The organism is Paenibacillus thalictri (assembly GCF_004307995.1).
In the GTDB taxonomy this organism is placed as follows: domain Bacteria; phylum Bacillota; class Bacilli; order Paenibacillales; family NBRC-103111; genus Paenibacillus_AF; species Paenibacillus_AF thalictri.
The window spans coordinates 103,151-126,827 of the sequence record NZ_SIRE01000023.1; the positions used below are offsets into that span (position 1 = coordinate 103,151).

Here is a 23,677-nt window from a genome sequence, read left to right on the forward strand (position 1 = left end):
GACTTGGAAATGGATACCACATTCTCCCTGATTTTTAGATATTGTACATAAATAGTAGCGCAAATTAAATTTTTTGGAAATGATTTTTCACGAGGCGGAGAGGAAGTTTGCCGCACAGGAATATAACGAGGTGAGCATATATGACTGGCGAAAAAATCATGATCGTAGATGACGAGCCCGAGATCGTCGAGCTCATTGAATTGTACTTGCTGAAAGAGGGGTTTCAAGTCATCAGTATTCAGGACGGCAGTGAAGTGATCGATCAGGTGATGGAGCATCGTCCCGATCTGATTATTTTGGATATTTTGCTGCCCGGAATGGACGGCATTGAGGTATGCAGGCAGCTTCGCAAAAAAGTGCATACGCCGATTCTGTTCGTCAGCTGCAGGGGCGAGGATATGGATATCATATTGGGCCTGAGCATGGGGGGAGACGACTATATCACCAAGCCGTTCAGTCCAAGCCAGCTTGTCGCCCGGGTGAAAGCCCACCTCAGACGCACCCAGTTTACGGGGCAGCCGAAAGGGGAACTGCAAATGCTGACTTTTCCCGGCCTGGAGATCAATCTGCTCAGTCATCACGTGCATTTGGCCGGCCAGCTCGTACCGTTGTCCTCCAAAGAATTCGACCTGCTCGTCCAGCTAGCGAGAACACCCAATAAAGTATACAAGATCGAGCAGTTATACCGCTCGATCTGGGGCGTGGACAGCAATGGAGATACACGAACGCTGCTTGTCCATATCAGCAATCTGCGTAAAAAAATCGAGCAAAACCCGACCGATCCGAAATATATCGTCACGGTCCGCGGAGTCGGATACAAATTTAGCGCCGTCCCCCTGGATGCGGAAAACGCCGCCGAAGCTTGATCCGGCGAGAAGACGGCTTACAGCGGGTGCTGCGCATAGCCGATCCGGTTCTTGAGTTCCCGCAGCTCCGCTTCGGTTAGATCGCGCCACGCCCCCGTCTTCAGTCCGCCCAAACGGATGTTCATGATGCGCACCCGCTGCAGACGAAGCACCTCGTAACCGAAAGCGGCGCACATCCGGCGAATCTGCCGGTTAAGCCCCTGGGTTAAGGTAATTCGAAAAACCTTCTCGCCCATAGCCGATACCTGACAACGTTTGGTAGTCGTTCCAAGGATCTTCACGCCGCTCGACATGCCTTGCAGAAACATCGGCGTCAGCGGTTTGTTTACGTTTACGATATATTCTTTCTCGTGTTCATATTCCGAACGAAGCACCAGATTGACGATATCTCCGTCATTGGTCAGCAAAATAAGCCCTTCCGAATCTTTATCGAGTCGGCCGATCGGGAAGATGCGTTCCCGGTGGTTGACGTAATCGACGATATTGCCTTTGATGTGGCGCTCGGTCGTGCATGTGATGCCTACCGGTTTATTTAACACGATGTAGACGTGATTTTTCTTGTTGCCTATCGGGCGGCCGTCAATACGCACATCGTCGCCTTCTTCCACCTGGCTGCCAAGCTCGGCCACCGCTCCGTTAATCGTCACTTTCCCCGCTGTGATCCACCCGTCCGCTTCACGCCGCGAACAGATGCCGGTTTCGCTCATAAATTTATTAATTCTCAAAACAACCACTCCATAAAGCCAGTTTTCCTGTTACCCATTATATCACCGGACGAATGGTTACCCAAATCGCTTTTTTCCCGGCGCCCCCCTTAAAACCATTCATACATGTCGAATACTGTAAAAAAGCTTCTGATCGAAGCCCTTCGACAAAGATACATTCGTGCTCAAGAGGAAGCTTGTCTTGCACTACCAGAATGGTAAAAGGAGCTGATCGTCGTGAAAAAACGCAAGAAGCTGTACTGCATGACCAAACCTTATCCCCAGGTGCACCACGTTTTGACAACAATGGGCTTTAGCGCGGTAGGTTCGCTGGAGGGATGCGACTACGACCGGATGATTTACGACCCGTCCGCCGACCGTACCTACTGGCTGAGAGTTCCTACAACCGGCAGCACGGACGGGTTCACAGAGGTCGTGATCGGACAAGCCGACTTTCCCGAAGAAATGGAAGTGCCCGCTTCTACGGCGGCAATCGCCGAAGATTTGCTAGCTGAGCTTACGGAACGTTTGGAGGAAGGACGCCCGTTGTACAGCATACAACCGACCGGCGGCAGCATCGGCCTAAAGCGCGCTTCCGGGCACCATGCCATTCCTACCAGCGATTGGCCGGCCTATTTACAGGCTTAAGCATCCGTTTACGGTCGCGGGCCGTCCAAAAGCTCCCATCTATGCTCACTTTGTCTTAGCTTAGGGTGCAGGGACTGCGATCCTTGAGATGGCTTAATCACAAGCCGGATTTTGCGAATCCATTCGTCAAACGAACTGTACCCTGCAAACAAGTTGGCCGTTTTCCCGGATACACATAGAAAATAAGGTGCCGGATACTTATCCGCGATAAACCGCAATGCGGTGTCCATCGGCGTATACTTCTTACGTTTGCCTTCCCACTCCTCCACCGTTTGACGGATGTTTCCGGCTGCGGCTTCTTCCACCCATGCCTGCAGCTCCTCCAATCGCCGATAATAGGGCCGCACCGGACCTGTACCCATCCGCCGGACCGTCTCCTCATGGAGCGGATACCATACCACTCGCGCCATCCGTTTCGCGATCGCCCAACTGACGAGATGTCCGGCATCACCGGCCTCCCAGCTTTCGAAATCGTCATATACGATCAAGGTGCCTTTAGCGCTATGATCCTCTTTTTCCGGCTCATATCCAAAAGGCACTCGTTCATTCCCACGCACCACCATATGGAGCACCCCGATTCTTTGTTTTGTGCTGAAAACGCCTGTTTTGGTATAGTGTACCATATCCGGCTTGTTTCATGCCTTGGCCCCCGTTGTATGGAATAAATGTCAGTTCTGCTGCACAGGTTAACATTGCAGTCCACTGACGAGAAGCAAAGGAGGGAGCGCCATGTCGGAAAATACGAAACATAAAGGCAATTACAAAGGGACAGCCCATATGAAAGCGGAAAATCAGAACATGGAATTCGTCAACGATACCGTTGAGGACGTAAAGACAACGAAGAACCTGCGCGGAGCCATTTTCAAAGATAAACAATAGCGATGAAAAAGAGGCGGTTCCGTGATCGGAATCCGCCTCTTGCTTTTATTCGGGCTGCCGGATCGCCTGCCACGCGGCCAGCTTGCGTTCGTAAGAAATCGTGTGAGCCGGGCTCGTCGAAGGCAGCCCCTCCAAGGTCAGGCGGGTTTGATGCGGAGCGGCAAGGTCCACATGGCGAGTAAATAATTGGGCGGCGGCGGAACCGTTGAAAAAGATTCGCGTAATCCCCGGATATAACTCCAAAAAAGCATTAAAATCGTTAGCCACAGGGCTGCGGATCGCCGAATCGAGGCTGCCCTCGCGCTCGCATTCGCACAGCACATCCCATAAGGCGATGCCGTGCGCCGCGGCGAAGGCAAGCCGCTCTTCATAGTCGGGGGACGGCGCGCCGCCGTCAAATACGCCATAGACAATCGGCCAGAAGTGGTTGCGCGGATGGCCGTAGTACTGGCGCTTCGTCAGCGACGCCACCCCCGGCATGGAGCCGAGCACAAGCGTGCGGCTCCGCTCGTCCGCGACCGGCGGGAAGGCGGCGATCATACGCCGCCCCCCAGCCGGCTCCATGCCGCGCCGCGCGGCTTATCCGCGGCAGGGCTGCCCAGCTCCGCGAGCACGTCGCGGACGTACGCCTCGCTGCGCATGCCGACCAGCACGCAGCTTACGCTGTCCGATGTGCGCAGCGCACGGATAGCCAGCCGGCTCAGGCTGCCCGCATCCGCCCAATCGGGGTCGGCTGCCGCGGCCCGGGCGGAAATCGCTTCGGCATCGCGGCGCGCCTCGGATTGGTAAACCAAACTTGCCTGCTTGATCGCGTGATTGATTTCGCTCACATATTCACGGCTCCAGCGGTCGAGCTCGGGCGCGTTTTGCGCGAGCGCCAGCAGCGGCGCCATCTGGCGCTGAACGGCAGGTACGATGCGCTGGCGAAGCCCATCCATCCACGCCGCATAAGCGCCGTATTGGCGCCAATGGGCCAGCGTGCTGCTGCCCGTAACCGCAGCCGAAGCCGCGTCGCCGGCGATGCGGGGCAGCAGGTCGGCGGCGAGCGTGCGCTCAAGCGTCTGCAGGCGCGCAAGCCCCGCTTCGACGTCGGCGGCTCCCGCCTCCGGCGATGACGGCACATCGGCCAAGCGAATCAGCCTATGGCCGGCAAAAGCATTTAATGGCCGGTTTACAAGCACGGCCAACTCCTTTTCGCGGGCAAACTCGGCTGCCGTGGCCCCGCCGCGCTGATTGCGCTCGGTAAATGCGCCGGTTTCCAGCAGGTTGGCCGGCAGCTGTATGCAGCGAAACCGGTGGGCCTTGGATATACGCTCGGCGATATCCCACAGCTCGTCAAGCGCGGTATGAGCGTAATCTTCAGCAGCCGCCGGAAACGTATTCGAGCTGACACCGTAGAAAGCGATCCGCCCCCGGTCGGCCTCCCGCTCCAAATGGCGGAATGCCGCTTCGATACGCCGCATATACTCGCGCCGCGCTTCATCTTTGGGCATACCGTGCTGCGCCGCCCAATTCAAATAATATTCCGGATTGTGCAGCAAGTACCCGTCCAGTTGTTCCAACTGCAGCCGATCCAGACTGCGTGTCAGCTGTTCTTCGATAAACTCCGGATGGACGCAATGTTCAAGCCCCGCGCCATATTCGACGAGCTCGGGAAACGGCCGCCCTTCCTGTTTCAGCCGCTGGCTGAGCCGGTAATTGGCGCCCTGCAAATAACCTACCTTCGATACGATGACAAGCTGATCACGGCGGAGCTCCCCTGCCGACAGCAGCTCTGTCAGCACCTCGCCGATCAGTCGTTCCGAAGCGCCGTCCCCGTAATTGGCGCTTGTATCGACCAAATTAATGCCCTGCAGCAAACTGTACCGCAGTGCAGCGCGATGCAGCTCCACTGCGGCATCGATCCGGTATGAGCCGAAACCCGCAGCGCTGACAGTCAGCCTTGTGCCGCCAAACCGCTTATAACCCACCGCCGGATGATACGCCGCCCACTCGGCCGTGGCGGCTGAAGACGCTTTGCCTGGATTCATCGGCTTCCCCCCATTTAAATCAAACTTGTCGATCGTTCAGACGGATTACCCGGCCATTTTAACCGATGACGCATTGGGACGGGTTTGCTTTTGCGGAAGATTAAGCAGCAGCAATACGACGGTTTGAATCGGCCCGACCAATATGTTGCCGTAAGAAAAACCAATGGCGATAGCGATGCATTCAAAAAAATAATTGGCGCTTTTGCCAAGCGCGCCGATCCATATCCAGCGATTTTTGTACTCCACCCGCAAGGGCTGTCTCAACAGCAGAAGCAACGCCGCCAAAGCGACAACCCCAAAGGCAAATCGGGCAAACGCAATCGATGAACTGTCCAGCATGACCGATGCCGATTTGACGAGAATGCCTACAAAACTCCAAGACATTGTCGCCGCAAGTAAGAGCAGCATGCCCATCTATTGTACTGTCTTCCTTTCTCTTGAAGCCGCATGGATGCTGCTTATCTTATACTTTGAATTTGCCCAGCGTTTGGTCCAGCTCCTGCGCCAGCTTGCTGAGCGAACCGGAAAGTCCGCTTGTTTCTTTGGAAAGCGCCAGCTGAGTTTGCGAAGCTTCCGCCACCGCGCCGGCATGAACCGACGCATCATGGGCAATTCTCGACATTTGCTCGATACCGGCCGTCACTTCTTCGGTCCCGGCCGAGAGTTCTTGAGAGGCTCCGGATATGTCCGTAATGGCCGCGGAAACTTCTCGGGCCGCGCCTACGATCCGCTCGAAAGCCTCGCTTACATGGCCGACCGCTCCCATGCTTTTCGCCACTTCGCCGCCGCCTTCTTCCATCGCCGCCGAAGCGGCTGCGGTCAGCTTCTGCAGCTCGTCGATCAACTCCGATATATGGCGTGCCGATTCGTCGGATTGATCGGCCAGCTTGCGCACCTCGCCCGCGACAATCGAGAATCCCCGGCCCTGCTCGCCGGCGCGGGCCGCTTCAATGGCCGCATTCAGCGCAAGCAGGCTGGTTTGCGAAGCAATGCCGGTAATGGCGGTAGCGATCTCGCCAATTTCATCCGATCTTTTCCGCAGACGCTCGATCGCCTCGCTGACCTTGATTGCAGAGCTGTACATCGTCTCCATCTGCGCTACAGCAGAGCGGGTCATGTCATTACCCTGCTCCGCATCATGCACCATATGATGCGACGCTTCCGTCACCGCTCCCGACGCTTCGGCAATTTTGCCGATGCCTACGGCCATCTCTTCTGTCGCTTTGGCGCTGTCGGTCGCTCCGGTCGCCTGATTGTCAGCTCCGGCAGCCACCTCGCCGATCGCTTCCGCGATGCCGACGGACACTTCCGCCGAACGGGCCGCGCTGGCGGTAAGCGATTCGGACGTCGATCTGGTTTGGGCCGACACGCCGCGGATAAGCACGACGATTTCCTGCAAATGCCCCAAAAATGCATTGATTTCACGCGACAACTGTGCGATTTCGTCTCTTCCCTTGACCGGCATCCGGTAGGTCAGATCGGCCTCATGAGAATTCAGATTGGTTGCCGCTTTTAAAATAAAAGCGAGACGCGCCCCTACAATCGTTCGCGATAAAATATATAAAATAACCAATACGGCGACAAATAATAGGCCCATTCCCGCCAATATCGTCATCCGTTGACGTTCGATCATCGCATCCGACTGTTCCTTGGAGAGCGCCACGCGAACGCCGCCCCAATGCTTCCCTTCAATCATCAGCGGGTATGCTATATTCCATGTCTCCAATACCTTGCCGTCGATGACGCGGGGGTACTTTTCCAGCTTGGCTTTTGCCGTGTCCGCATACGCCGCCGAATTGTAACCAACCGCGTCATTAAACACGCGATTGGCGCGGTATTTTTGACTGAGCAGATCGGCTGCTCCCCATTCGTCTTTCGAGCCGTCCCCGGTCGGGCTGTACTTGCTGTTATGCGTAGGAATGTAACCTGCCGTGTCCGGATTATCGGAATACGCCGCGGCAATGGAGAAAATGACGCTGTCGTCCACCAGAAAGCTGTCCATAATGCCCTGCCAGCGATCGTCGGTATACGCGTCGTAAGCACTCGTATATTTAAGCTCATATTGCGCAAGCGGAATTTCTTTGCCGTTAAACAGCACCTGCTTGGAGCTTGCGTACGAAGCGTTGTCCGAACGTTTTTTGGCGGCCTGCTCGCTTTCCGGCACCAGTTGCAGCTTGTCGTTAAACAAGTTCGTCTTAATCGTATCGCCGCTGAGCTTTGTCCCGTTTTTCAGCGTCACTCCCGTTATGATATCGCTTTCCGTTACTTGCTGCAGGCTTTTGGCGAGCGCAATAGCGAGCCCGCTGCCTTTCTCCAGCAGCTGCTGCTCCGCATCCTTGCGGATTTGCTGCCATTCGAACCAATACAACCCGCACATCAGCAAAAACAAAACAACCCCGGTATAAACCATGAATCGGCTTGATAACGAATGAAACCAACCTCTCATGTCAAACCTGCTCCCCTATTTTGTAATATGTGTCTATGTTCCTTCGCCCGCTGCAGCGGCCAAAAGCGGCGCCAGACGATCATGAAGCGCCCGTTCCAAGTACGGATCGATATGCAGAAATCGCTTGAACTCGAGATATTCCCGCGCTAATAAAGCGACATCCGCAGAGCCGGCCTTGACGGCGCGAATCAGCACGTTTTTCGGCGTATGCTCCATATCGATAAACTCAACAAGCTGCGTGCGGTACCCCACCATCTCCAGCAGACGGGCGCGTACGGCGTCCGTGGCCAACGAGGCGAACCGCTCCTTGATAATGCCGTGCTCCAGCATCGGGCTGAGCACGCTGCTTTTCACCTGCGGCATCAGCTCATGCTGACAGCAAGGCACCGACATGATGACCGATGCGTTCCAACGCACCGCCTTTTCCAGCGCCGCATCCGTGGCCGTATCGCAAGCGTGCAGCGTCACGACCATATCGGCCTGCTCTACAGCCGAATAATCGGCGATATCCCCCACCCTAAAATGCAGACGGTCGCAGCCCAGCTTACCGGCCAATTCGCTGCAATGCCGGATGACGTCTTCTTTCAAATCAAGCCCGGTAATCTCAATATCAAACCCCTGTAAATCTTTCAAATAATAATAAAGGGCAAACGTCAAATAAGACTTGCCGCAGCCGAAATCGACGATACGCAGCGTCCGGCCCGTCGGCAAATGCTGCACCACATCGGCGATCATTTCAACAAATCGGTTGATTTGGCGGAACTTATCGTATTTTTTGGCCAGCACCCTGCCCTCGGGGCTCATAACGCCCAGTTCCACGAGAAATGGTACCGGCCGGCCTTCCTCCAGCACATATTGCTTTTTGCGGTTATGCGCAAGCTCCGCGGTTTGCTTGGTCGCCGGCTTCTTCAGCACGGCCGCCTTGTTTTTCTTGCTGATGAGAATCTGGTAGTCGGCCGACGCCGTTTGATACAGCCCTTGGCGGAACGTATCCGCGAATAACACCCCAAGTCTCCGTTCCGCTTCCTCCGGCAGTAAATTGTCGTGTTTCACCTTTTTGCCGTAAAAATAACTGAATTGATAATGCAGCGCACCCTTCAGCTCGACCGGCTTGACGATCACCTTGCTGAATCCTTCGGGATCGGATTTGCGCAGTTGGCTTAGTGTCGCCTGTATAAGCAAACGGCTCGAAAGCAGCTCCGCCGTCAATTGTTGTATGTTCTCCATGTTGGTGACAAACCCCGTTCCGCTCAATTTCGTTTCCATTATCATCCTGTCCCTTGCATCATACCAAACCCCGGCGCGCCAAGCAAAGCTTTCACAAAATGCACAAAAAAGAAGCCCCATCATACTTCACGGGACTTCATTGCGACCTCGATATCTTGTTTAGCGGCCCGAAAAAGACCGCAGCATCCATACATGCTTCTCCAGACTGCTGCATAGTCCAAGGAGCATATCCGACGTGGCCTGGTCTCCGCCCGCTTCGGCTATGCTCATGCCTTGCTTCAGCTCACCGATCACCGTTTGAAAATCGCCGGCCAACGTCTGAACCATCTGCTCCGCCGTTTCCCCGCCCGCAGCTTCTTTCACGGTAGCCGTCTGCAGCGCCTCCTTAAGCGTGGCGACCGGTTTGCCTCCCAGCGTCAGCAGCCGTTCCGCCAAGTCGTCGATCGCTTGAGCCGCTTCGTTGTACAGCTCCTCAAACTTCACGTGAAGCGTGAAGAAATGGGGTCCCTTCACGTACCAGTGGTAATTGTGCAGCTTGACAAACAACACGTTCCAATTGGCAACTTGCGTATTCAGCACCGTCGTGACATCTTTTGTTAATGTGTTTGTTGTCATGGCTATCCCTCCTTCCTAGCTTTAGTGTTGCGCCTCTACCGCCAAAATATGCCTCCCTTCAACGCGAAAAAGACCGGGTCCCGATAAAAGGAAACCCGGTCTTGCTTATGCTAGAAATTAAAGTTGTCCGGATCCGCGCCGAAGCGCTGATTGCGGTTCATGGTCTCGATTTGCGCCATATCTTCAGCCGTCAGCTCAAAGCCGAACAGATCGCTGTTTTCGCGGATACGGTTTTCGTTGACCGATTTCGGAATCGTCACAACTCCATTTTGCAAATCCCAGCGCAGTATGATCTGTGCCGGCGATTTTCCGTATTTGGCGGCAAGTCCGGCAAGCACCGGATGGTCCAGCGAATTGCCTTGCATCAGCGGGCTCCACGCCTCAAGCTGAATGCGGTTTTCACTGCAGAACGCGCGAAGCTCCTTCTGCTGCAGCAGCGGGTGAAACTCCACCTGATTGACCATCGGCGTAATCTCGCTGTTCTGCATCACATCCTGCAAATGATGAACCTGGAAGTTGCTGACGCCGATCGCCCGCACCGCACCGTCACGGTACAGCTTCTCCAGCGCGCGCCATGTATCTTTATATTTTCCTTTAACCGGCCAATGAACCAGGTACAAATCAATCATGTCCAGCCCCAACTTGCGGCGGCTTTCGTCAAATGCTTTCAATGTGGAGTCATAACCTTGGTTGGCATTCCACACCTTGGTCGTCACAAAAAGCTGGTCCCGCGCAATACCGCTGCGCTGAATCGCCTGACCGACGCCTTCTTCATTTCCGTATACCGCAGCCGTATCGATGCTCACGTAACCAGTGCGAATCGCCGTTTCGACTGCCCGTTCCACTTCGCCGCCTTCTTGTACCTTCCACACCCCGAGCCCCACCCAAGGCATATGAACCCCATTATGTAATACGGTCGTATCTTTGATTGATGATGGCATTGAGATTCCTCCTAAGAGTTTTGCGAAGCAAAACTTGCTTCGTAAGCATTGGCTTTTGAGTTTTGCGAAGCAAAACTTGCTTCTTAAGCGTTGGCTTTGAGTTTTGCGAAGCAAAACTTGCTTCGTAAGCTGGTCCCTACTCATCATACCACAACCGGATGTTCCTACAAACTTGCCCCGTGACCGCGGCGGCAATTACCCGCCGTAGCTGTATGTCGGCAATCCGCGGACTCCCGGTTTCACCCGAAACACGCCGCCCGCCAGCGGATATTCCTCGTCGTTTCCGGTTCTTGCCGTCGTAATGTACAACTCATCCCGGTTCTCCCCGCCAAACGCACAAGAAGAAGCGCGCGCAGCCGGGACTGGAATGTAGGATAACCGTTCTCCGGTTTGCGGGTTCCAGCGCGACACTTTGAAGCCGCCCCACTGCGCAACCCACAGCATCCCTTCTTCATCTACCGTCATGCCGTCGGGGAAACCTTCTCCTTCGCCCAACTCTACAACGATACGTTTGTTCGATATCGAACCGGTCGCTACATCATAATCGTAAGCGGCAACCTGCTTTGTCGGAGAATCGATGTAATACATCACTTTATGATCAGGGCTCCACCCCAATCCGTTGGATGTGGTGACGTTCACTTCCATTGTGCGGAGGCTGCCGTCCACGTTAAGACAGTACAGCTTGCCGGCTTCTTTCACCTTTTCCTTTAAATCCATCGTCCCCGCCCAGAATCGTCCTTTCGGGTCGCATTTGCCGTCATTGAACCGATTGCCCGGCTGATCCGCCTCCGGATCCACAATCTGCTGCAGTTGCTCCGTCTCCAGGTCAAGCGCGTAAAATCCATTCCTCAGCACAACCATCAGACCGCCGCCGGTGCGTGGCACGACGGCGCCAATCTCTTGATCAAGCTGAATCACCCGGTTGCTCCCCGACGCAGGATCGTGAATATGTACTCTTTTCTCTACGATATCGACCCACAACAGCTTACCTGCCTGTTCATCCCAACAAGGCCCTTCGCCCAGCGTCGCCTTTGCGTCCACAACCAATTCCACTGACTCCATTAAATTCCCTCCCATTTTTTGCTGCTTATCCATGATTGTAGCATGTTTGTCAGGCAGCGGGCAGCCTGAAATTGGAGTAACTCCTGTTGGTTTCAGCGGTGTTGAGCCAGTACTCCACTGTGCCGGTATGCAGAGTTAATTTGGAAATTATTCTGGTCGCATAAATACTTCAAAGCAGCTTTTGGTAATCGCGTTTACTATAAATAATGCGTCGGATTTCTACAATCTTGCCCTCTACAACATAAAATACAAGATAATTCTCAACAACAAGCATTCGGTAGTCATTCTTAAGCCTTCCCACACCTCTGTAATGATGTCCGGAGAAAGGAAATTGCTGTAGATTAGAAATAGCCTTATCAAGCTTATCGACAAGTAACATGGCTGCATCTGGTGCAAATAGCTGTTCGCTAATATACTGAACGATATCTATCAAATCTGATTGGGCTATTGCAAGATAACGTAAGCTATACTCTTTTTCCACTATCCAATCCCCTTTAAACCGTCTAATCCATTCCTATACGTTCAAGCAATATGTTCCTTTGTGATACAAACTTTTTTTCTGCTTCCACTAATTTTTCTTCGTATTCTAGCTTATTCTGCTTTAACTTCCCTCCCACTTCATTCATTATCTCAATTGGAAATGACGGGATTTCAAGCTGCTCTAATTTGGAAGGGTTGATCAGTTTAATTGTTGTCCCCGTTTGTAAGGCATCTATCATCCTACGCCCCATATCGCTTTGTAAAAATTCATATAAAACATAAGCGTTGTATCGCTCAGGATTTACTCGAATAATGGATAAATTGCCGCTTATAAAGGCCTCATGAAAAGGATCTTCTACCATGGCAAATTTGATTGCAGACCCTTTCGAAGTGATGAGGATATCCATCGGTTGAATGGCAAACTTCTTAAGCCAATCTTGTTTTTTATAGGTAATTCTCGACACTTCGTCGTAATGAATTCTTCCATTTTCAATATCTTTAATGTTGAGAAAATAATGTGTTGCCAACACCCTGAGATCTTCATATTCATCTTTCGACAATTGAACCCCCCGTTTGATTTCTGCAATTTCACCAAGTTTCACTGTATCCTGAAATGAATTCTTCAAAACATCAAAGTCTAAATATTCTTTTGAATTAAGGCTAAAGTTATAGGATTCAATTTTCTCAATGTCTACTAGTCTGCAAAATCGCCCCTCTTCAATTCCATTCCAATAAGAGTCAATGATTTTTGAAAGACCTTCCTCGGTAATTGCATGTTGATTTCGGTTTATTCTGTACGAATAACTTTCAGCATTTATAAACAATATTTTGCCCTGTCTATTTTCAGGTTTCCTTTTATTAAAAATGATCAGTTCTGTACTGGTACCCCTTGTAAAGTAAAGATTTTCCGGCAATGTGATAATCGCTTCAATTAAATCCTTACCGAGGATTGATTCCCTGATATGAACTTCCGTTCTTCTAACTAACGTGCCCTTTGTGCCGACAACAATGGCTTTGCCTTTCTGACTCAGATGGTACAATACATTCTGATAAAAAGCCCAATCGGCCGACGATTTCGGAGGAATACCATACCCGTACCTTGGATCGTCCCATGCAATCTCTTGATCCCAAACAATGCCAAGAGGAGCATCTGAAAAAATAAAATCATAAGTGCGGCCCGAGCCGTCCCCATCTAGAGGGTCCAGTACATCTCTATTAACGATCTCAAAGTCAGGGACTCGATTTACAAGCATTAACAGTTTGGAAATTAAATAGGACGATACGTTAACTTCTTCTCCATAGTAGGATATGAAATTATCTTTTCCTGAAGTTTTCAATCGATGATAAATCTCAAGATAAACGCTCGAAATCCCAGAACAATAATCGGCAAATGATCGAATATGTTCAAAGCGGACCAAGCCAAGTGACAGGTTGATTATGGATGCCGGAGTTCCATGGGTCGCTTCATTGCCGCCAAATTTAAAAGCCAGCAAGTTGATAAACCGTACCATTTCATCATGATTCATGAATGGAAAATGGTGCAATTGTTTTATTACAGTCTCCAATGCCCGATGAGTAGAGTTATTTGAAAAATGAAGGAATGAAGAGATAAGACCTGTGAAAATACCTTGAAGCTGTCCAAACTCATTCTCCAAATGCTTCATTCTGCCATCTAACCATTTCACAGTCGCCCGTTCTTGAAAAATCCGGGCCCATTGCACATTTTTCTCAAAGCCTGGTTCAAGAGCATTTAAATAATAGATTGACGCTACAACCAGTAAAATACGAATAGATTGTTCATTAGTGTACAACCCTCTTAACTCATTAAGACAGACCAAAATCAATTTATCCAATTCGGCATCTATATCTCTCACTACGCAGCCATCCTTTCAGGTATGCGCATACCTTATAATTTTATCCAAAAAAAGGTATGCGCATATTCGGATTGTATCATGGAGCAAATTGGTCGTCAAGAAAGTCAAACAAACTGGAGGTCAGCAACCCCCAGTTTAATGTAATCCATTATCTTTTTTCTTCCTTACGCAGACGTTGTCTTAATTGCTTAAACACCTCGTCGTGGCTATAACGGATGTCAGAGTTATTTGCTTCGATTTCAGCCTCTTGCAGCTTTGCAAATATCTCGTTGTTGTACTGCATATTCTCATATTGCTCAATACTCATGACAACCATATCACCATGTCCGTTTTTTGTAAGAAACACGGGCTCCTGAGCTTCATGAACAATCTTTGATATTTCGGCAAAATGATTTCGCAAATCGGATACAGGTCTAATATGTGGCATGGCACCCACCTCCTAACATTATTTTATCATTATTATGATAATCACTCAACTTTATCATCTATATAAATCTGCCGTCGAAACAAAATCAACAAAAAAGACCCGTACCGGTCATGTCACCGGGTACGGGCCTTAGGCCGTGGCGCGGCGTTCAGGTTAGCTTTGGAGGTTCTGCTCCGCTTCCTGAAGCGCCTGCTTGTCTTGCTCCAGCGACTCGGCCGCTTGCTGCAGCGGCTCCTGATATTCGCTGTCTGCTGCTTGTGCGATTGCGGCTTCCGCATGTTCGATCGAGTGGCGAGCTTGCTCCACCGTCACTTGCGTCGGATGGCTCTGTGCCTGAGTGACCGCGTTGTGAACCGACTCAACCGAATTTTGCGCTTGTGAAATCGGATTTTGCGACTGCAAGCTGGAATCATATCTTGGCATGTGCTCTGATCCTCCTCGAATGGGGTATGCAGGTTAGCTGCACTTTATAATGTGAGGATGCGGCTTGTTTTTTATGCAGATCTTGGAGCCTGGATGGTCCCACGAGCGGCAATCAGCCTCGTTCGGCTGCGGGCGCTTCCGGACGCGGTCTTTATCGATAGGCGAAAAAAATTATTTCGCGGCTTCCCGGTATCGCGACAAGGCCAGCAGCGGCCAGATGATATTGTAGCTGTGGTATGCCATATACATGCTGCCCGGCAACCCGGCGCCCGTCGGGTAACGGAGACGCCAATCGCCGGTCTGCCAATGACCCGCCTCCAGCAAAAATCGGACTCCGCGCTGCGCAGCGGCGGTTGGACGCCGTTCGGCCGCGAGCAGCGCTTCGGTCGCCCAGGCGGTCTGGGACGGTGTGCTGTAGCCTAGCGGCACATAGATGCCGGCGACATCGCTGGCGCACGATTCGCCCCAGCCGCCATCGGTATTCTGCACGTTTTCGAGCCAGCGCACGGCACGCCGAACAGCCGTGTGTCCCGGTGGGCAGCCGACCGCCATCAGTCCGGTCAATGCGGCCCATGTGCCGTAAATCCGGCAAATGCCCCACCGCCCGATCCAGGAACCGTCTTCATCCTGATGGTTCATCAGCCAGCGGACCGCTCGCTCCACTGCCGGCAGTTTGGCCGTCAGCCCGGCGTCGCTGCCGAGAAACTCCAACGTCCGGCCGGTCAGATCGGCCGTCGATGGATCAATGCCGGCGGCACGCACGTTTTCAATCGGCAGCAGGGTAAGCAGCTTGTTATCGGTATTTTTCTCGAAAGCCGGCCAGCCTCCGTCCGCATTCTGCATGGACAATACCCAGTTCAGACCGCGTCCCCAAGCATGAGAATATTTCGCATCGGCTTTACGCAATCTGCGGATCGCCCGCAGCACCGCCGTTGTATCGTCCACGTCGGGATTGATCGTGTTCACATCGGAAAAACCCCAGCCGCCAGGTGCGACGCGGGGATTGTGAATACGCCAGTCCCCATAGGCTGTTTGCTGGCGCGAAAGCAAATAACGCCCGGCTTTGCCGATTACCGCTTCTTCGGCCATCCTTGCTTGCTGCAGCGCATGAGTCAGCAGCGCCGTATCCCAGACAGTGGACGTAAAGTTTTGCAAATATGAATGTCCGTCCAGCTTGCACATCAACGTCTTCAGACCGGCTACGGCGCGGACAATCACCGGATCCCGCTTATCGTACCCTACGGCAAGCAGCGCAAATACCATCAGCAGCGTGCTGGTGGTATAGCCGTACAGCGTACCGTTCGGCTCCAAGCGCTCCAGTATAAAACGCACCCCGGCGGCCCGGGCCCGCTCGTGCAGCTTCTCGGGCAAACCGATCAGTTTGGCCGCAAGCTCCTTAATGGAGCGCTGCGCTTCGGTCAGCTGCGGCTCTAGCTCAGGGGGCGGCGATCCGCCGGCAGTCTGCTCTCCTTCTAGCGGCGCCGTTCCTCCCGCGAAAGGCAACGTTTGAAAAACCGGCAACCCCGATATGAAGCGGCGGTCTGCCGCCAGCAGCACCGGAGCGATATGTACCCGCGCATAACCTGCAAAATCGTAAAAGCTGACCGGCGCTTCCGGAGGAAGCAGCAGCAGCTCAATCGGCACCATAAAATGATTTCTCCAGCGGTACTGGCCGATCATCGCCAATATCACTTTGGTTATCAGATCGGTCCGGGCCGTTCCGCCTTGGGCGTCGATAAACCGTTTAGCCGCAGCCATGTGCGGCTCATCCGCTTTATGCTTGCCGGATAACAGCAGCGCACAATAAGATTGCACCGTAGCCGATATATTCCCTTCCGGCTCGTCATGGTACAGCTTCCACGCCCCGCCGGGCTCCTGTCTTGCTCGAATCGCATCCGCGAGCTGGCCGATCAGCCTCTCCTCCTCCATCTCCAAAGCGCGCAGAGCAATAATGAAAAATGAATTCGTAAGCGGCCCGGCATCCAGACAGAACCGCCATGCGCCATCGGCCTCCTGACGGGAGGAAACGCTTGATGCCAGCCGGTTGATTTCCGCGTTCGCTTGCTCAGCCGTTACCACAGCCAGCCACCTCTTTCCTGATGGAACTTTCCTTCCCAGTATATTCAGCAGCATGCCTAAAAAGCCCGCAACAGCCGGTCGCGGACTTCCGTTTCATCATCGTTGTTTTCTCGCCAATTCAACACAAGGCACTTCTTGTATACGGGGTCGCCCCGCCGTCATGCCATTTAGAACAGTTCGAGCTGCCTGGGAGCAAGTCCCCCGTCTCCAATACCCAGCAGCTTGGCCAGTTGCTTCGCATTGGCCGCGGCATCCCCACCCGAATTGTTGTTGAAGATGATACAAATCTCCTTCGTTTCATGCTGCAGTTGCGCCAGCCTCAGCTTCCACTCCAGCAGCTCCTCCTCACTGTACCGGTACAAATACCGGACATCGCGCCAATTGGGGCCTCCCCCTTGATTCCAATGCTCGGCATTGCGTCCATGAAAACGAATGACCGTCAGCTCCGGGTGGGTGGCTTTCAGCACAATCGGAATGGATCCGATGCCTGCCTGGGGTTCATCGCAAATGCTGTGAATCCATCCTTCCTTCTCCATAAAGACAAGTGTCCTTGCCGCAAGCTCAGGCGTAAACCATGTCCGGTTGCGCAGTTCCAGCGCCACAGGCAGATCGCCCATCGCCTCCCTCGCCCGGCGAAGGATGTCCACATTCTCTTTAGTACAGGCAAACCACGGCGGGTACTGAAACAATACCGCCTTCAATTTCCCTGTCTGAACCATCGGGGCCAACGCTTCTTTAAATTCGCAGAACATCTTCATCAGCCCGTCGGCATCCGGCTGGTCGGCACCCTCCCCCCGTTTATGGCCCGTCATTCCTTGATACGCCTTAACGATAAAACGAAACCCGGGCGGCGTTTCCCCCACCCAAGCCTCCATATTTTTCACAGCAGGGATTGCATAAAACGAACTGTCCACCTCTACCAGCGGAAAATGTCCGCTGTAAGCTTTCAGTTTGTGTATGCCGCTGGAAAGTCCCGCATACAGATCAGGGTGGTCTCCCCAACCCGCCAGTCCGATGTGAATATCCGCCATTTTGCCCCTCCGATCATCGCTTTATATTATATAACGGCAAATAGCGAAGAATGTTTCATAGGCAAAAACACCCCTTCAGCAGCCGCAATGTTCAAACGGCTTCCAAAGGGGTATTTGTTCATGGACGGCTGCTCAGCTGTTTGCTGCGGCATGCTCAAGCGCTCTTACGAACTGCTCCGGCGGCTGTGCGCCCGATACGGCGAACTTTCCGTTTAATACGACAAAAGGCACACCGGTAATGCCCGCCTGACGTGCGAAAGCGATATCCTGCTCGATTTGCTGAATCCCGGCCCCCGCCTCCAGCTGACGTCGCGTATCTTCTCTGTCCATACCGGCCTTCTCGGCTACATCCAGCAGCACATCCAGCTTTGCGGTATCCAGGCCCTCCTCGAAATAAGCTTTGTTCACCCGTTCGATGACAGGTTCCTTCAGCGCGTCCGAGGCGATCACTATCAACTGGTTGGACAGCCGGGTATTCGGCATTCTTGTCACTTTGGAAAAGTCAAAATGCACGCCGGCCGCCGCTCCTGCATTCGTTACCGAACCGAACATTTGATCCAGATCGACACGGCCGCCGAATTTGTCCGCCATATGCTCACGAAACGGAACTCCCTCGGCAGGCAGCGTATCGTCCAGCAAAAACGTCCGCCACCGTATTTGAACGTCTTCCCCTTGCCATTGGCCAAGCGCCTTGAACAAATTGGCCTTGCCGATGCGGCACCACGGACAAACGGTATCCTGAAATATTTCTATTAACATGATCTATCGCCTCCATGACAATGAGTATACCATTCATTCCATCTAGGTGCTGATCGTTTCCACTTCTACCGTAAGCACGTGCTCCAGCCCTTTGATTTTGGTGTATACCATGGTCGTTCTCATTTGTTCCGAAGCGGACACCACCATCTGGATTTGTTTATGGCTTCCGCTCAAATCTTTAATTTTGATATGTTTAACGCGCATTTTTTCGTTCGCGATATTGTCGATAATAGCGGTCATGTCGCTGTCCTCGTCGACCGTAATCTGCACGGACAGATTACGCTCGCGCAGCCTTTTTGGACCGAGCAGTTTGAACACAATAGGAAATATGTTGATTGCCGTAATAATCAATAGGACCGTAAGAAACGCTTCCTTATAATACCCTGCGCCAACCGCAATGCCAAGCGCAGACGCGGCCCATACCATAGCGGCGGTGGTCAATCCCGATATTATTTCATTGCTTCGTCTTAGAATAACGCCGGCTCCGATAAAACCGACACCGCTGACGATTTGCGCGGCAAGCCGCATCGGATCCATGTTCGTGTGGCCCGGCACGGAGTATCTCCCCACCGATTCGATCGATACCATGGTGATCAGGCAGCTGGCTACGGAAATGACCATGCTTGTTTTCATTCCCAGCGGCTTATGCCTGAGCTGTCTGTCTAACCCGATCAAGAGGCCAAGCAGCATAGCGATGCCCAGCTTCTCGAAATAAAAATACGACACCTTTTAACCCCTCCATTTCGCTAATTTACAATTTCTTAATATTATATCATAAGTGCACCTTCTATCGAAGCCATTCAAGGAAACACCGGCATGTAATGATGCGCAAAAAAAGGCTCCTGGCATTTGATTTGCCGGAGCCCTTCTTGTGCATATCGGAGATATCCTCCTATATTACATCTATTTACCTGCAAGCAAATCTCTGTATCGCCCGGGGAAATCGGTAATGATTCCGGAGACGCCCAATTCGGTAACATGCAGCAAATCTTTTTCGTCGTTCACTGTCCAAGGGAAGACGACAAGGCCGTACTCCGCCGCCTTCTGCATCAGCTCCGAATCCACCAGTGTAAAGTGGGGATGCAGCGAATATACGTCCACATCGAAGGCATGGGCGTAAGCGGCAGGCTCCACGAGATTCAGCGCGTACAGCAGGCCGATTTTGACGTTGGGCTCCAACTGCTTGATACGTCTGACACATTGGTGGTCAAAAGAGGAGACAACCACATTGTCCAAACGCCCGCGTTCGCGCAGAAAATCAACAAGCTTGCGCTCGATTTGTTCGTCCACATGATCTTTGACCTCTACGTTGATCATGATGGAGGCAGGAACCAGATCGAACACCTCGCCGAGTGTGGGCACCGTTTCTCCTCGGTACTGCTCGCCGAACCATTCACCCGCATCATAACTTTTGATTTCGGACAATGTCAGCCCCCGAATGGCCCCTGTTCCGTTTGTCGTGCGATCCAACGATTCATCGTGGCAGACGATGATTTCCCCGTCAGCCGATAAATGAATATCCAGCTCGATGCCCTCGCAGCCATGCTCCATGCCAAGCCGGAAAGCCGCCAACGTGTTCTCCGGAGCCAATCCTTTTGCGCCGCGATGGGCGATGTTCATCGGTTTTTGTGCAGTCATATTGTGTCCTTCCCGGGCAGCCTCAGTTCCCTCTATTGTTTGACCGTCTTGTTATACTGCTGGATTTTCGACGTTATTTCCTTCGCCGCTCCATCCAATGCTTCCTTCGGCGACTTCTTGTTGTTGATGACTTCTTCGACCGCGCCTTCGACAATTTGCCGCGCCTCCGGGAACACCCCGATCACCGCGCCTTGCGTAGCCGTATTCGATTTGGTCTGGTGCAGCTGATCGATAGCTGTTTGGAATTGCGGGAATTTCTTCAGGTTATCCTTCACGGACTGCTCATCGTACGCTGCCACCGTAATCGGGAAATACCCCGTATTGATGTGCCAGGACGCCTGTACTTTGGGAGAAGCCAAATATTTGACGAATTCCCATGCGGCCTTCTGCTCGTCATCGGGACGGTCGTTCATAATCCACAGGCTCGCACCGCCTACAATGACCCCGCCTTCCTTGCCGTCAGCCGGCTTCGGCAGGAACCCGGTGCCCACTTCAAACTTGCCTTGGGCACTGTCGACAAGGCTTTTGAGGGAAGCGGTTGATTCCAGCGTCATGCCGATTTGCCCAGCCGAGAATGCCTTCTTCGTATCGTCGGTTTTCCGGCCAAGATTGGTAGCCGCTTTGGAATCAACAAGATTTTTCCACCAAGTGAGGGTTTTCACCGCCGCTTCATTATTCACGGTCGACTCGGTGGCCAGCGCGCTGCGGCCGTTGCTGTTATTGACAAACTCTGCGCCTTGATTGGCCATGAGCTGCTCCATAAACCAGCCGTATATGGCGAAGCTGGCGCCGCTGGCTTTACCTGTCTTCGTAATGGCGTCGGCCGCTTTCTGCAATTCCTCGAATGTTTTCGGCGGTTTCTCCGGATCAAGGCCGGCCGCCTTGAACAAGTCCTTGTTGTAGTAAAGAATCGCATTGGACGTATTAAACGGCATGGAATCAAGCTTGCCGTTATGCGTATAATAGCTGACAATGTTGGGTTCGAGCTTCGACAAATCGTATTTGTCCATATCGATAAATTTCTGCATCTGTGTTGTTGTCTTGGAGTCCATCATAAACCGGCTGCCGATTTCGTACATCTGCACCAGCGTCGGGCTGTCCTTGGAGCCCATCGACGCTTTCAGCTTGCTGAGCAAATCATCGTAAGCGCCTTGATAAATCGCCTCGACTTGAACTTTGTTCTGGGACGCATTAAAATCGGCAGCTATTTGTTCGACGATTTTCTGGTTCGTACCGCCCATCGCGTGCCAAAACGTCACTTTTTTCGGTGCCCCTGAGGAAGAACCTCCCTTATCGGCTCCTGTTGCCCCCTTGGCATCACTGCCTCCGCCGCCTCCGCAAGCGGCTCCTGTGAGCATCACCGCACTCAGCATCAAAGCGATTATAGCATGCTTCTTTTTACCTGGCATATCGTAATCTCCCCTCAAAAAAATGTTTTTTTTATTAAGAAAGCTTCTGAAACAGAAGCAGTTCTTCGTTGCTCGGCACTGACCGGTGCAGTTGAAGCGTCTCCCGGCAAATACGGCTGCGTCAGCCTTTTACAGCTCCGGCGGTAATCCCCCGGATCAGCTGTTTAACGCCCAATGCCAGCAGGATAAACGAGGGCAGCAGCACTAATGTCACCCCGGCAAGCACCAGGTTCCATGAATTGACTTCCTCATGCTGCAGCATGGCGACTCCGATCTGCACGGTACGCATCGTCGGTTTATTCGTAATGAGCAGAGGCCATAAATAACTGTTCCAATGGTTCAGGAATACATAAACGCCCAACGTCGCTATCGCCGGCCGGGATAAGGGCAGCACGATGGAGAAAAAGGCGCGGACATGACCGCAGCCGTCAATCTTCGCGGCGTCAAACAACTCATGCGGAAGCTGCAGAAAAAACTGTCTCAGCAAAAACACGCCGAAGGCTCCGGCCATAAACGGTACGATGAGTCCGGGATAGCTGTCCATCCAGCCCCACGATTTGATCGTCAAATAGTTGGGGATAACCGTCACTTCCCACGGAATCATCATGGTGGACAAATAGAGCACAAACAGCGCAGTCTTCCCGCGAAAGTGCAGAAACGCAAAAGCGTATGCCGCCAAACTTGACGTCATGATCTGGCAGACGGTAATCGAACCGGAAACGATAAAGCTGTTCACAATAAACCGGATGACCGGCATCGTATCGATCGCCTTCTGGAAATTGCCCAGATACAGCTGATGCGGAAAAAGCGGAGGCGGAAAATTAGACACTTCCTTCTCCGTCATAAACGATGAGAAGACGGTGAAAATCAGCGGGTACATGACGATCAGAGCAAGCACGGCAAGCACGATATAAAGCAGCGTGATGTTTAATCTGCGAAGGATCATTGGTAGTGCACCTTCTTCTCCAGAACTTTAAACTGAAAGATGGTCAAGGCGAGAATAATCAGGAACAACACCAGCGCCTGCGCGCTGCCGCTGCCGAAGCGGAAGTTGATAAAGGCGTCTTGATAAATGGAATACACTACCACATTCGTTAAATTCATCGGCCCGCCCTTGGTCAATATGTGGATTTGGCCGAATGCTTGGAAAGCGCTGATGACCGAAACAATCAGTACGAAAAAGATGGTCGGCGACAGCAGCGGCAGCACGATCTGCACGAAGGTGCGTGCCGGCCCCGCTCCATCGATTTTGGCGCTTTCATACAACTCGTCGGGTACTCCCTGCAAGCCGCTCAGCAGCACGATATACATGAACCCCATGTTCATCCAGATCGTCATCATCGATATGGAGGGAAGCGCCCAATTCGGGTCGGCCAGCCATTTAATGTTGTCTACGCCGACAAAACTCAAAAAGTAATTGAGCATCCCCGCCGTAGGGTGGAACAGCAGAAACCAGATAATCGACCCCGTACCGACGGAAAGGACGATCGGAATGGAGAACACGAACTGAAAGATCTTCATCCCTTTCAGCTTGTTATGAGTCAGCGCGGCCAGTAGAAGCGACCAGATGATGCATGTCGGCACCGTAAATAAAATAAACAGCAGAGTGACCTTTAAATTGGAATAAAATTGGCTTGATGAGAACAAATCGATGAAATTATCAAACCAGACAAATTCGGCGACACGCCCGCGGGGATCGGTCAGCGTCATACTCAAGTAAACGGATCGCAGCATCGGATAAAATAAAAACATAATAAAAAGAATCAGTGAGGGCGCGAGAAAAAAATAACCCAGCGTGTGCTCCCTCCAATTAGATTTGGCGGCCTTCGCGCCGATAGCGGTTTGTTGTGTCACGGCTTTTGCGTTGGAGTCCAAATAACATGCACCATCCTATTCATTCAGTCTGAAGTTAAGCGCTTACTTTTTGTAAGCGATTTCATAATACGCAAGTGGGCTGTACTCACGACGATTTGAGAAGCCCGGCACTCGCTTTTTATGAAATAAGAGATAAAAAAGCACACAAATTGTCCTTATCGTTATTGATAAGTCAACCTGTGTGCATCTCTAATTCTCCACCACGACTATTAACTTGTGTTTTTATTGTAACCGCTTACCCACGTCCTGTCAATTCCCCTTTTT

At 52.3% G+C, this 23,677-nt stretch carries 25 protein-coding genes; 3 read left to right on the forward strand and 22 right to left on the reverse strand.

Annotated features, from left to right (window positions below):
- Window positions 1-140: 140 nt before the first annotated feature.
- Window positions 141-866 carry a response regulator transcription factor gene (locus tag EYB31_RS28475; protein WP_131016865.1) on the forward strand — a complete coding sequence of 242 codons (726 nt, stop codon included), beginning with the start codon at window positions 141-143 and terminating at the stop codon, window positions 864-866.
- A gap of 17 nt (window positions 867-883) precedes the next feature.
- Here EYB31_RS28475 and rluF read toward each other — a convergent pair whose 3' ends face one another.
- Window positions 884-1,591 (reverse strand): 23S rRNA pseudouridine(2604) synthase RluF, encoded by a 708-nt coding sequence (gene rluF / locus EYB31_RS28480; protein ID WP_131016866.1) that lies wholly within the window; start codon window positions 1,589-1,591, stop codon window positions 884-886.
- A 216-nt stretch (window positions 1,592-1,807) separates the two neighbouring features.
- Between rluF and EYB31_RS28485 the strand changes: the two genes are divergently transcribed.
- Entirely contained in the window at window positions 1,808-2,218 is a 411-nt protein-coding gene (locus tag EYB31_RS28485) for a hypothetical protein (protein WP_131016867.1), read from the forward strand.
- 8 nt (window positions 2,219-2,226) lie between these two features.
- Here EYB31_RS28485 and EYB31_RS28490 read toward each other — a convergent pair whose 3' ends face one another.
- Entirely contained in the window at window positions 2,227-2,841 is a 615-nt protein-coding gene (locus EYB31_RS28490; protein ID WP_240762943.1) for a hypothetical protein, read from the reverse strand.
- Between the two features lie 106 nt (window positions 2,842-2,947).
- On the opposite strand from EYB31_RS28490, the gene EYB31_RS40395 reads away from it, so the two are divergent.
- Window positions 2,948-3,097, forward strand: a complete 150-nt coding sequence (locus EYB31_RS40395) for a hypothetical protein (protein WP_165452665.1) — start codon at window positions 2,948-2,950, stop codon at window positions 3,095-3,097.
- Between the two features lie 45 nt (window positions 3,098-3,142).
- Here the strand turns inward: EYB31_RS40395 and EYB31_RS28495 are convergent, their stop codons facing one another.
- From EYB31_RS28495 to EYB31_RS28590, 20 genes are all read right to left on the reverse strand, one after another.
- The gene (locus tag EYB31_RS28495) at window positions 3,143-3,661 is read right to left on the reverse strand and encodes a DNA-deoxyinosine glycosylase (RefSeq protein ID WP_240762945.1); all 519 of its coding nucleotides are present in this window, start codon (window positions 3,659-3,661) and stop codon (window positions 3,143-3,145) included.
- Window positions 3,634-5,127, reverse strand: coding sequence for an aldo/keto reductase (locus tag EYB31_RS28500; protein WP_131016868.1), 1,494 nt, complete (start codon window positions 5,125-5,127; stop codon window positions 3,634-3,636). Before EYB31_RS28500 ends, EYB31_RS28495 begins: the two co-directional genes overlap by 28 nt.
- 45 nt (window positions 5,128-5,172) lie before the next feature.
- Window positions 5,173-5,535: a hypothetical protein gene (locus EYB31_RS28505; RefSeq protein WP_165452666.1), complete on the reverse strand. Its 363-nt coding sequence runs from the start codon at window positions 5,533-5,535 to the stop codon at window positions 5,173-5,175.
- A 55-nt stretch (window positions 5,536-5,590) separates the two neighbouring features.
- A complete protein-coding gene (locus EYB31_RS28510; RefSeq protein WP_131016870.1) occupies window positions 5,591-7,573 on the reverse strand; it encodes a methyl-accepting chemotaxis protein in 1,983 nt (660 codons plus the stop codon).
- Between the two features lie 33 nt (window positions 7,574-7,606).
- A complete protein-coding gene (locus EYB31_RS28515) occupies window positions 7,607-8,800 on the reverse strand; it encodes a class I SAM-dependent methyltransferase (RefSeq protein WP_131016936.1) in 1,194 nt (397 codons plus the stop codon).
- A gap of 159 nt (window positions 8,801-8,959) precedes the next feature.
- On the reverse strand, window positions 8,960-9,415 hold the full coding sequence (locus EYB31_RS28520) for a Dps family protein (RefSeq protein ID WP_131016871.1): 456 nt from the start codon (window positions 9,413-9,415) through the stop codon (window positions 8,960-8,962).
- Window positions 9,416-9,525: 110 nt separating this feature from the next.
- The gene (locus EYB31_RS28525; RefSeq protein ID WP_131016872.1) at window positions 9,526-10,356 is read right to left on the reverse strand and encodes an aldo/keto reductase; all 831 of its coding nucleotides are present in this window, start codon (window positions 10,354-10,356) and stop codon (window positions 9,526-9,528) included.
- A gap of 195 nt (window positions 10,357-10,551) precedes the next feature.
- Window positions 10,552-11,418, reverse strand: a complete 867-nt coding sequence (locus EYB31_RS28530) for an SMP-30/gluconolactonase/LRE family protein (protein ID WP_131016873.1) — start codon at window positions 11,416-11,418, stop codon at window positions 10,552-10,554.
- 169 nt (window positions 11,419-11,587) lie between these two features.
- A complete protein-coding gene (locus EYB31_RS28535) occupies window positions 11,588-11,899 on the reverse strand; it encodes a type II toxin-antitoxin system RelE/ParE family toxin (RefSeq protein WP_131016874.1) in 312 nt (103 codons plus the stop codon).
- Window positions 11,900-11,921: 22 nt separating this feature from the next.
- Complete coding sequence (locus tag EYB31_RS28540; protein WP_131016875.1) at window positions 11,922-13,772, reverse strand: N-6 DNA methylase; 1,851 nt, start codon at window positions 13,770-13,772, stop codon at window positions 11,922-11,924.
- A 148-nt stretch (window positions 13,773-13,920) separates the two neighbouring features.
- The gene (locus EYB31_RS28545; RefSeq protein ID WP_131016876.1) at window positions 13,921-14,199 is read right to left on the reverse strand and encodes a type II toxin-antitoxin system Phd/YefM family antitoxin; all 279 of its coding nucleotides are present in this window, start codon (window positions 14,197-14,199) and stop codon (window positions 13,921-13,923) included.
- Between the two features lie 153 nt (window positions 14,200-14,352).
- Window positions 14,353-14,622, reverse strand: a complete 270-nt coding sequence (locus tag EYB31_RS28550; RefSeq protein WP_131016877.1) for a hypothetical protein — start codon at window positions 14,620-14,622, stop codon at window positions 14,353-14,355.
- A gap of 171 nt (window positions 14,623-14,793) precedes the next feature.
- Window positions 14,794-16,701, reverse strand: coding sequence for a squalene--hopene cyclase (gene shc / locus EYB31_RS28555; RefSeq protein WP_240762947.1), 1,908 nt, complete (start codon window positions 16,699-16,701; stop codon window positions 14,794-14,796).
- Between the two features lie 167 nt (window positions 16,702-16,868).
- Window positions 16,869-17,732: a DUF72 domain-containing protein gene (locus EYB31_RS28560; protein ID WP_131016879.1), complete on the reverse strand. Its 864-nt coding sequence runs from the start codon at window positions 17,730-17,732 to the stop codon at window positions 16,869-16,871.
- 132 nt (window positions 17,733-17,864) lie between these two features.
- Window positions 17,865-18,491 (reverse strand): DsbA family oxidoreductase, encoded by a 627-nt coding sequence (locus tag EYB31_RS28565; RefSeq protein ID WP_131016880.1) that lies wholly within the window; start codon window positions 18,489-18,491, stop codon window positions 17,865-17,867.
- A gap of 42 nt (window positions 18,492-18,533) precedes the next feature.
- Window positions 18,534-19,217, reverse strand: a complete 684-nt coding sequence (locus EYB31_RS28570) for an MgtC/SapB family protein (RefSeq protein ID WP_131016881.1) — start codon at window positions 19,215-19,217, stop codon at window positions 18,534-18,536.
- Between the two features lie 177 nt (window positions 19,218-19,394).
- Window positions 19,395-20,129 (reverse strand): glycerophosphodiester phosphodiesterase, encoded by a 735-nt coding sequence (locus EYB31_RS28575; protein WP_131016882.1) that lies wholly within the window; start codon window positions 20,127-20,129, stop codon window positions 19,395-19,397.
- Between the two features lie 32 nt (window positions 20,130-20,161).
- Window positions 20,162-21,487: an ABC transporter substrate-binding protein gene (locus EYB31_RS28580; RefSeq protein WP_338119995.1), complete on the reverse strand. Its 1,326-nt coding sequence runs from the start codon at window positions 21,485-21,487 to the stop codon at window positions 20,162-20,164.
- 172 nt (window positions 21,488-21,659) lie between these two features.
- On the reverse strand, window positions 21,660-22,484 hold the full coding sequence (locus EYB31_RS28585) for a carbohydrate ABC transporter permease (RefSeq protein ID WP_131016884.1): 825 nt from the start codon (window positions 22,482-22,484) through the stop codon (window positions 21,660-21,662).
- Window positions 22,481-23,392 (reverse strand): carbohydrate ABC transporter permease, encoded by a 912-nt coding sequence (locus EYB31_RS28590; protein ID WP_240762949.1) that lies wholly within the window; start codon window positions 23,390-23,392, stop codon window positions 22,481-22,483. Before EYB31_RS28590 ends, EYB31_RS28585 begins: the two co-directional genes overlap by 4 nt.
- Window positions 23,393-23,677: the final 285 nt, after the last annotated feature.

Excerpts from the sequence above, each read along its gene's own strand:
- EYB31_RS28475 (WP_131016865.1), top strand. The coding sequence starts at position 141 with ATGACTGGCGAAAAAATCATGATCGTAGATGACGAGCCCGAGATCGTC.
- EYB31_RS28490 (WP_240762943.1), bottom strand. The coding sequence starts at position 2,841 with ATGGTACACTATACCAAAACAGGCGTTTTCAGCACAAAACAAAGAATC.
- EYB31_RS40395 (WP_165452665.1), top strand. The coding sequence starts at position 2,948 with ATGTCGGAAAATACGAAACATAAAGGCAATTACAAAGGGACAGCCCAT.
- EYB31_RS28495 (WP_240762945.1), bottom strand. The coding sequence starts at position 3,661 with ATGGAGCCGGCTGGGGGGCGGCGTATGATCGCCGCCTTCCCGCCGGTC.
- EYB31_RS28500 (WP_131016868.1), bottom strand. The coding sequence starts at position 5,127 with ATGAATCCAGGCAAAGCGTCTTCAGCCGCCACGGCCGAGTGGGCGGCG.
- EYB31_RS28505 (WP_165452666.1), bottom strand. The coding sequence starts at position 5,535 with ATGCTGCTCTTACTTGCGGCGACAATGTCTTGGAGTTTTGTAGGCATT.
- EYB31_RS28510 (WP_131016870.1), bottom strand. The coding sequence starts at position 7,573 with ATGAGAGGTTGGTTTCATTCGTTATCAAGCCGATTCATGGTTTATACC.
- EYB31_RS28515 (WP_131016936.1), bottom strand. The coding sequence starts at position 8,800 with ATGGAGAACATACAACAATTGACGGCGGAGCTGCTTTCGAGCCGTTTG.
- EYB31_RS28520 (WP_131016871.1), bottom strand. The coding sequence starts at position 9,415 with ATGACAACAAACACATTAACAAAAGATGTCACGACGGTGCTGAATACG.
- EYB31_RS28525 (WP_131016872.1), bottom strand. The coding sequence starts at position 10,356 with ATGCCATCATCAATCAAAGATACGACCGTATTACATAATGGGGTTCAT.
- EYB31_RS28530 (WP_131016873.1), bottom strand. The coding sequence starts at position 11,418 with ATGGAGTCAGTGGAATTGGTTGTGGACGCAAAGGCGACGCTGGGCGAA.
- EYB31_RS28545 (WP_131016876.1), bottom strand. The coding sequence starts at position 14,199 with ATGCCACATATTAGACCTGTATCCGATTTGCGAAATCATTTTGCCGAA.
- EYB31_RS28550 (WP_131016877.1), bottom strand. The coding sequence starts at position 14,622 with ATGCCAAGATATGATTCCAGCTTGCAGTCGCAAAATCCGATTTCACAA.
- EYB31_RS28560 (WP_131016879.1), bottom strand. The coding sequence starts at position 17,732 with ATGGCGGATATTCACATCGGACTGGCGGGTTGGGGAGACCACCCTGAT.
- EYB31_RS28565 (WP_131016880.1), bottom strand. The coding sequence starts at position 18,491 with ATGTTAATAGAAATATTTCAGGATACCGTTTGTCCGTGGTGCCGCATC.
- EYB31_RS28575 (WP_131016882.1), bottom strand. The coding sequence starts at position 20,129 with ATGACTGCACAAAAACCGATGAACATCGCCCATCGCGGCGCAAAAGGA.
- EYB31_RS28580 (WP_338119995.1), bottom strand. The coding sequence starts at position 21,487 with ATGCTCACAGGAGCCGCTTGCGGAGGCGGCGGAGGCAGTGATGCCAAG.
- EYB31_RS28585 (WP_131016884.1), bottom strand. The coding sequence starts at position 22,484 with ATGATCCTTCGCAGATTAAACATCACGCTGCTTTATATCGTGCTTGCC.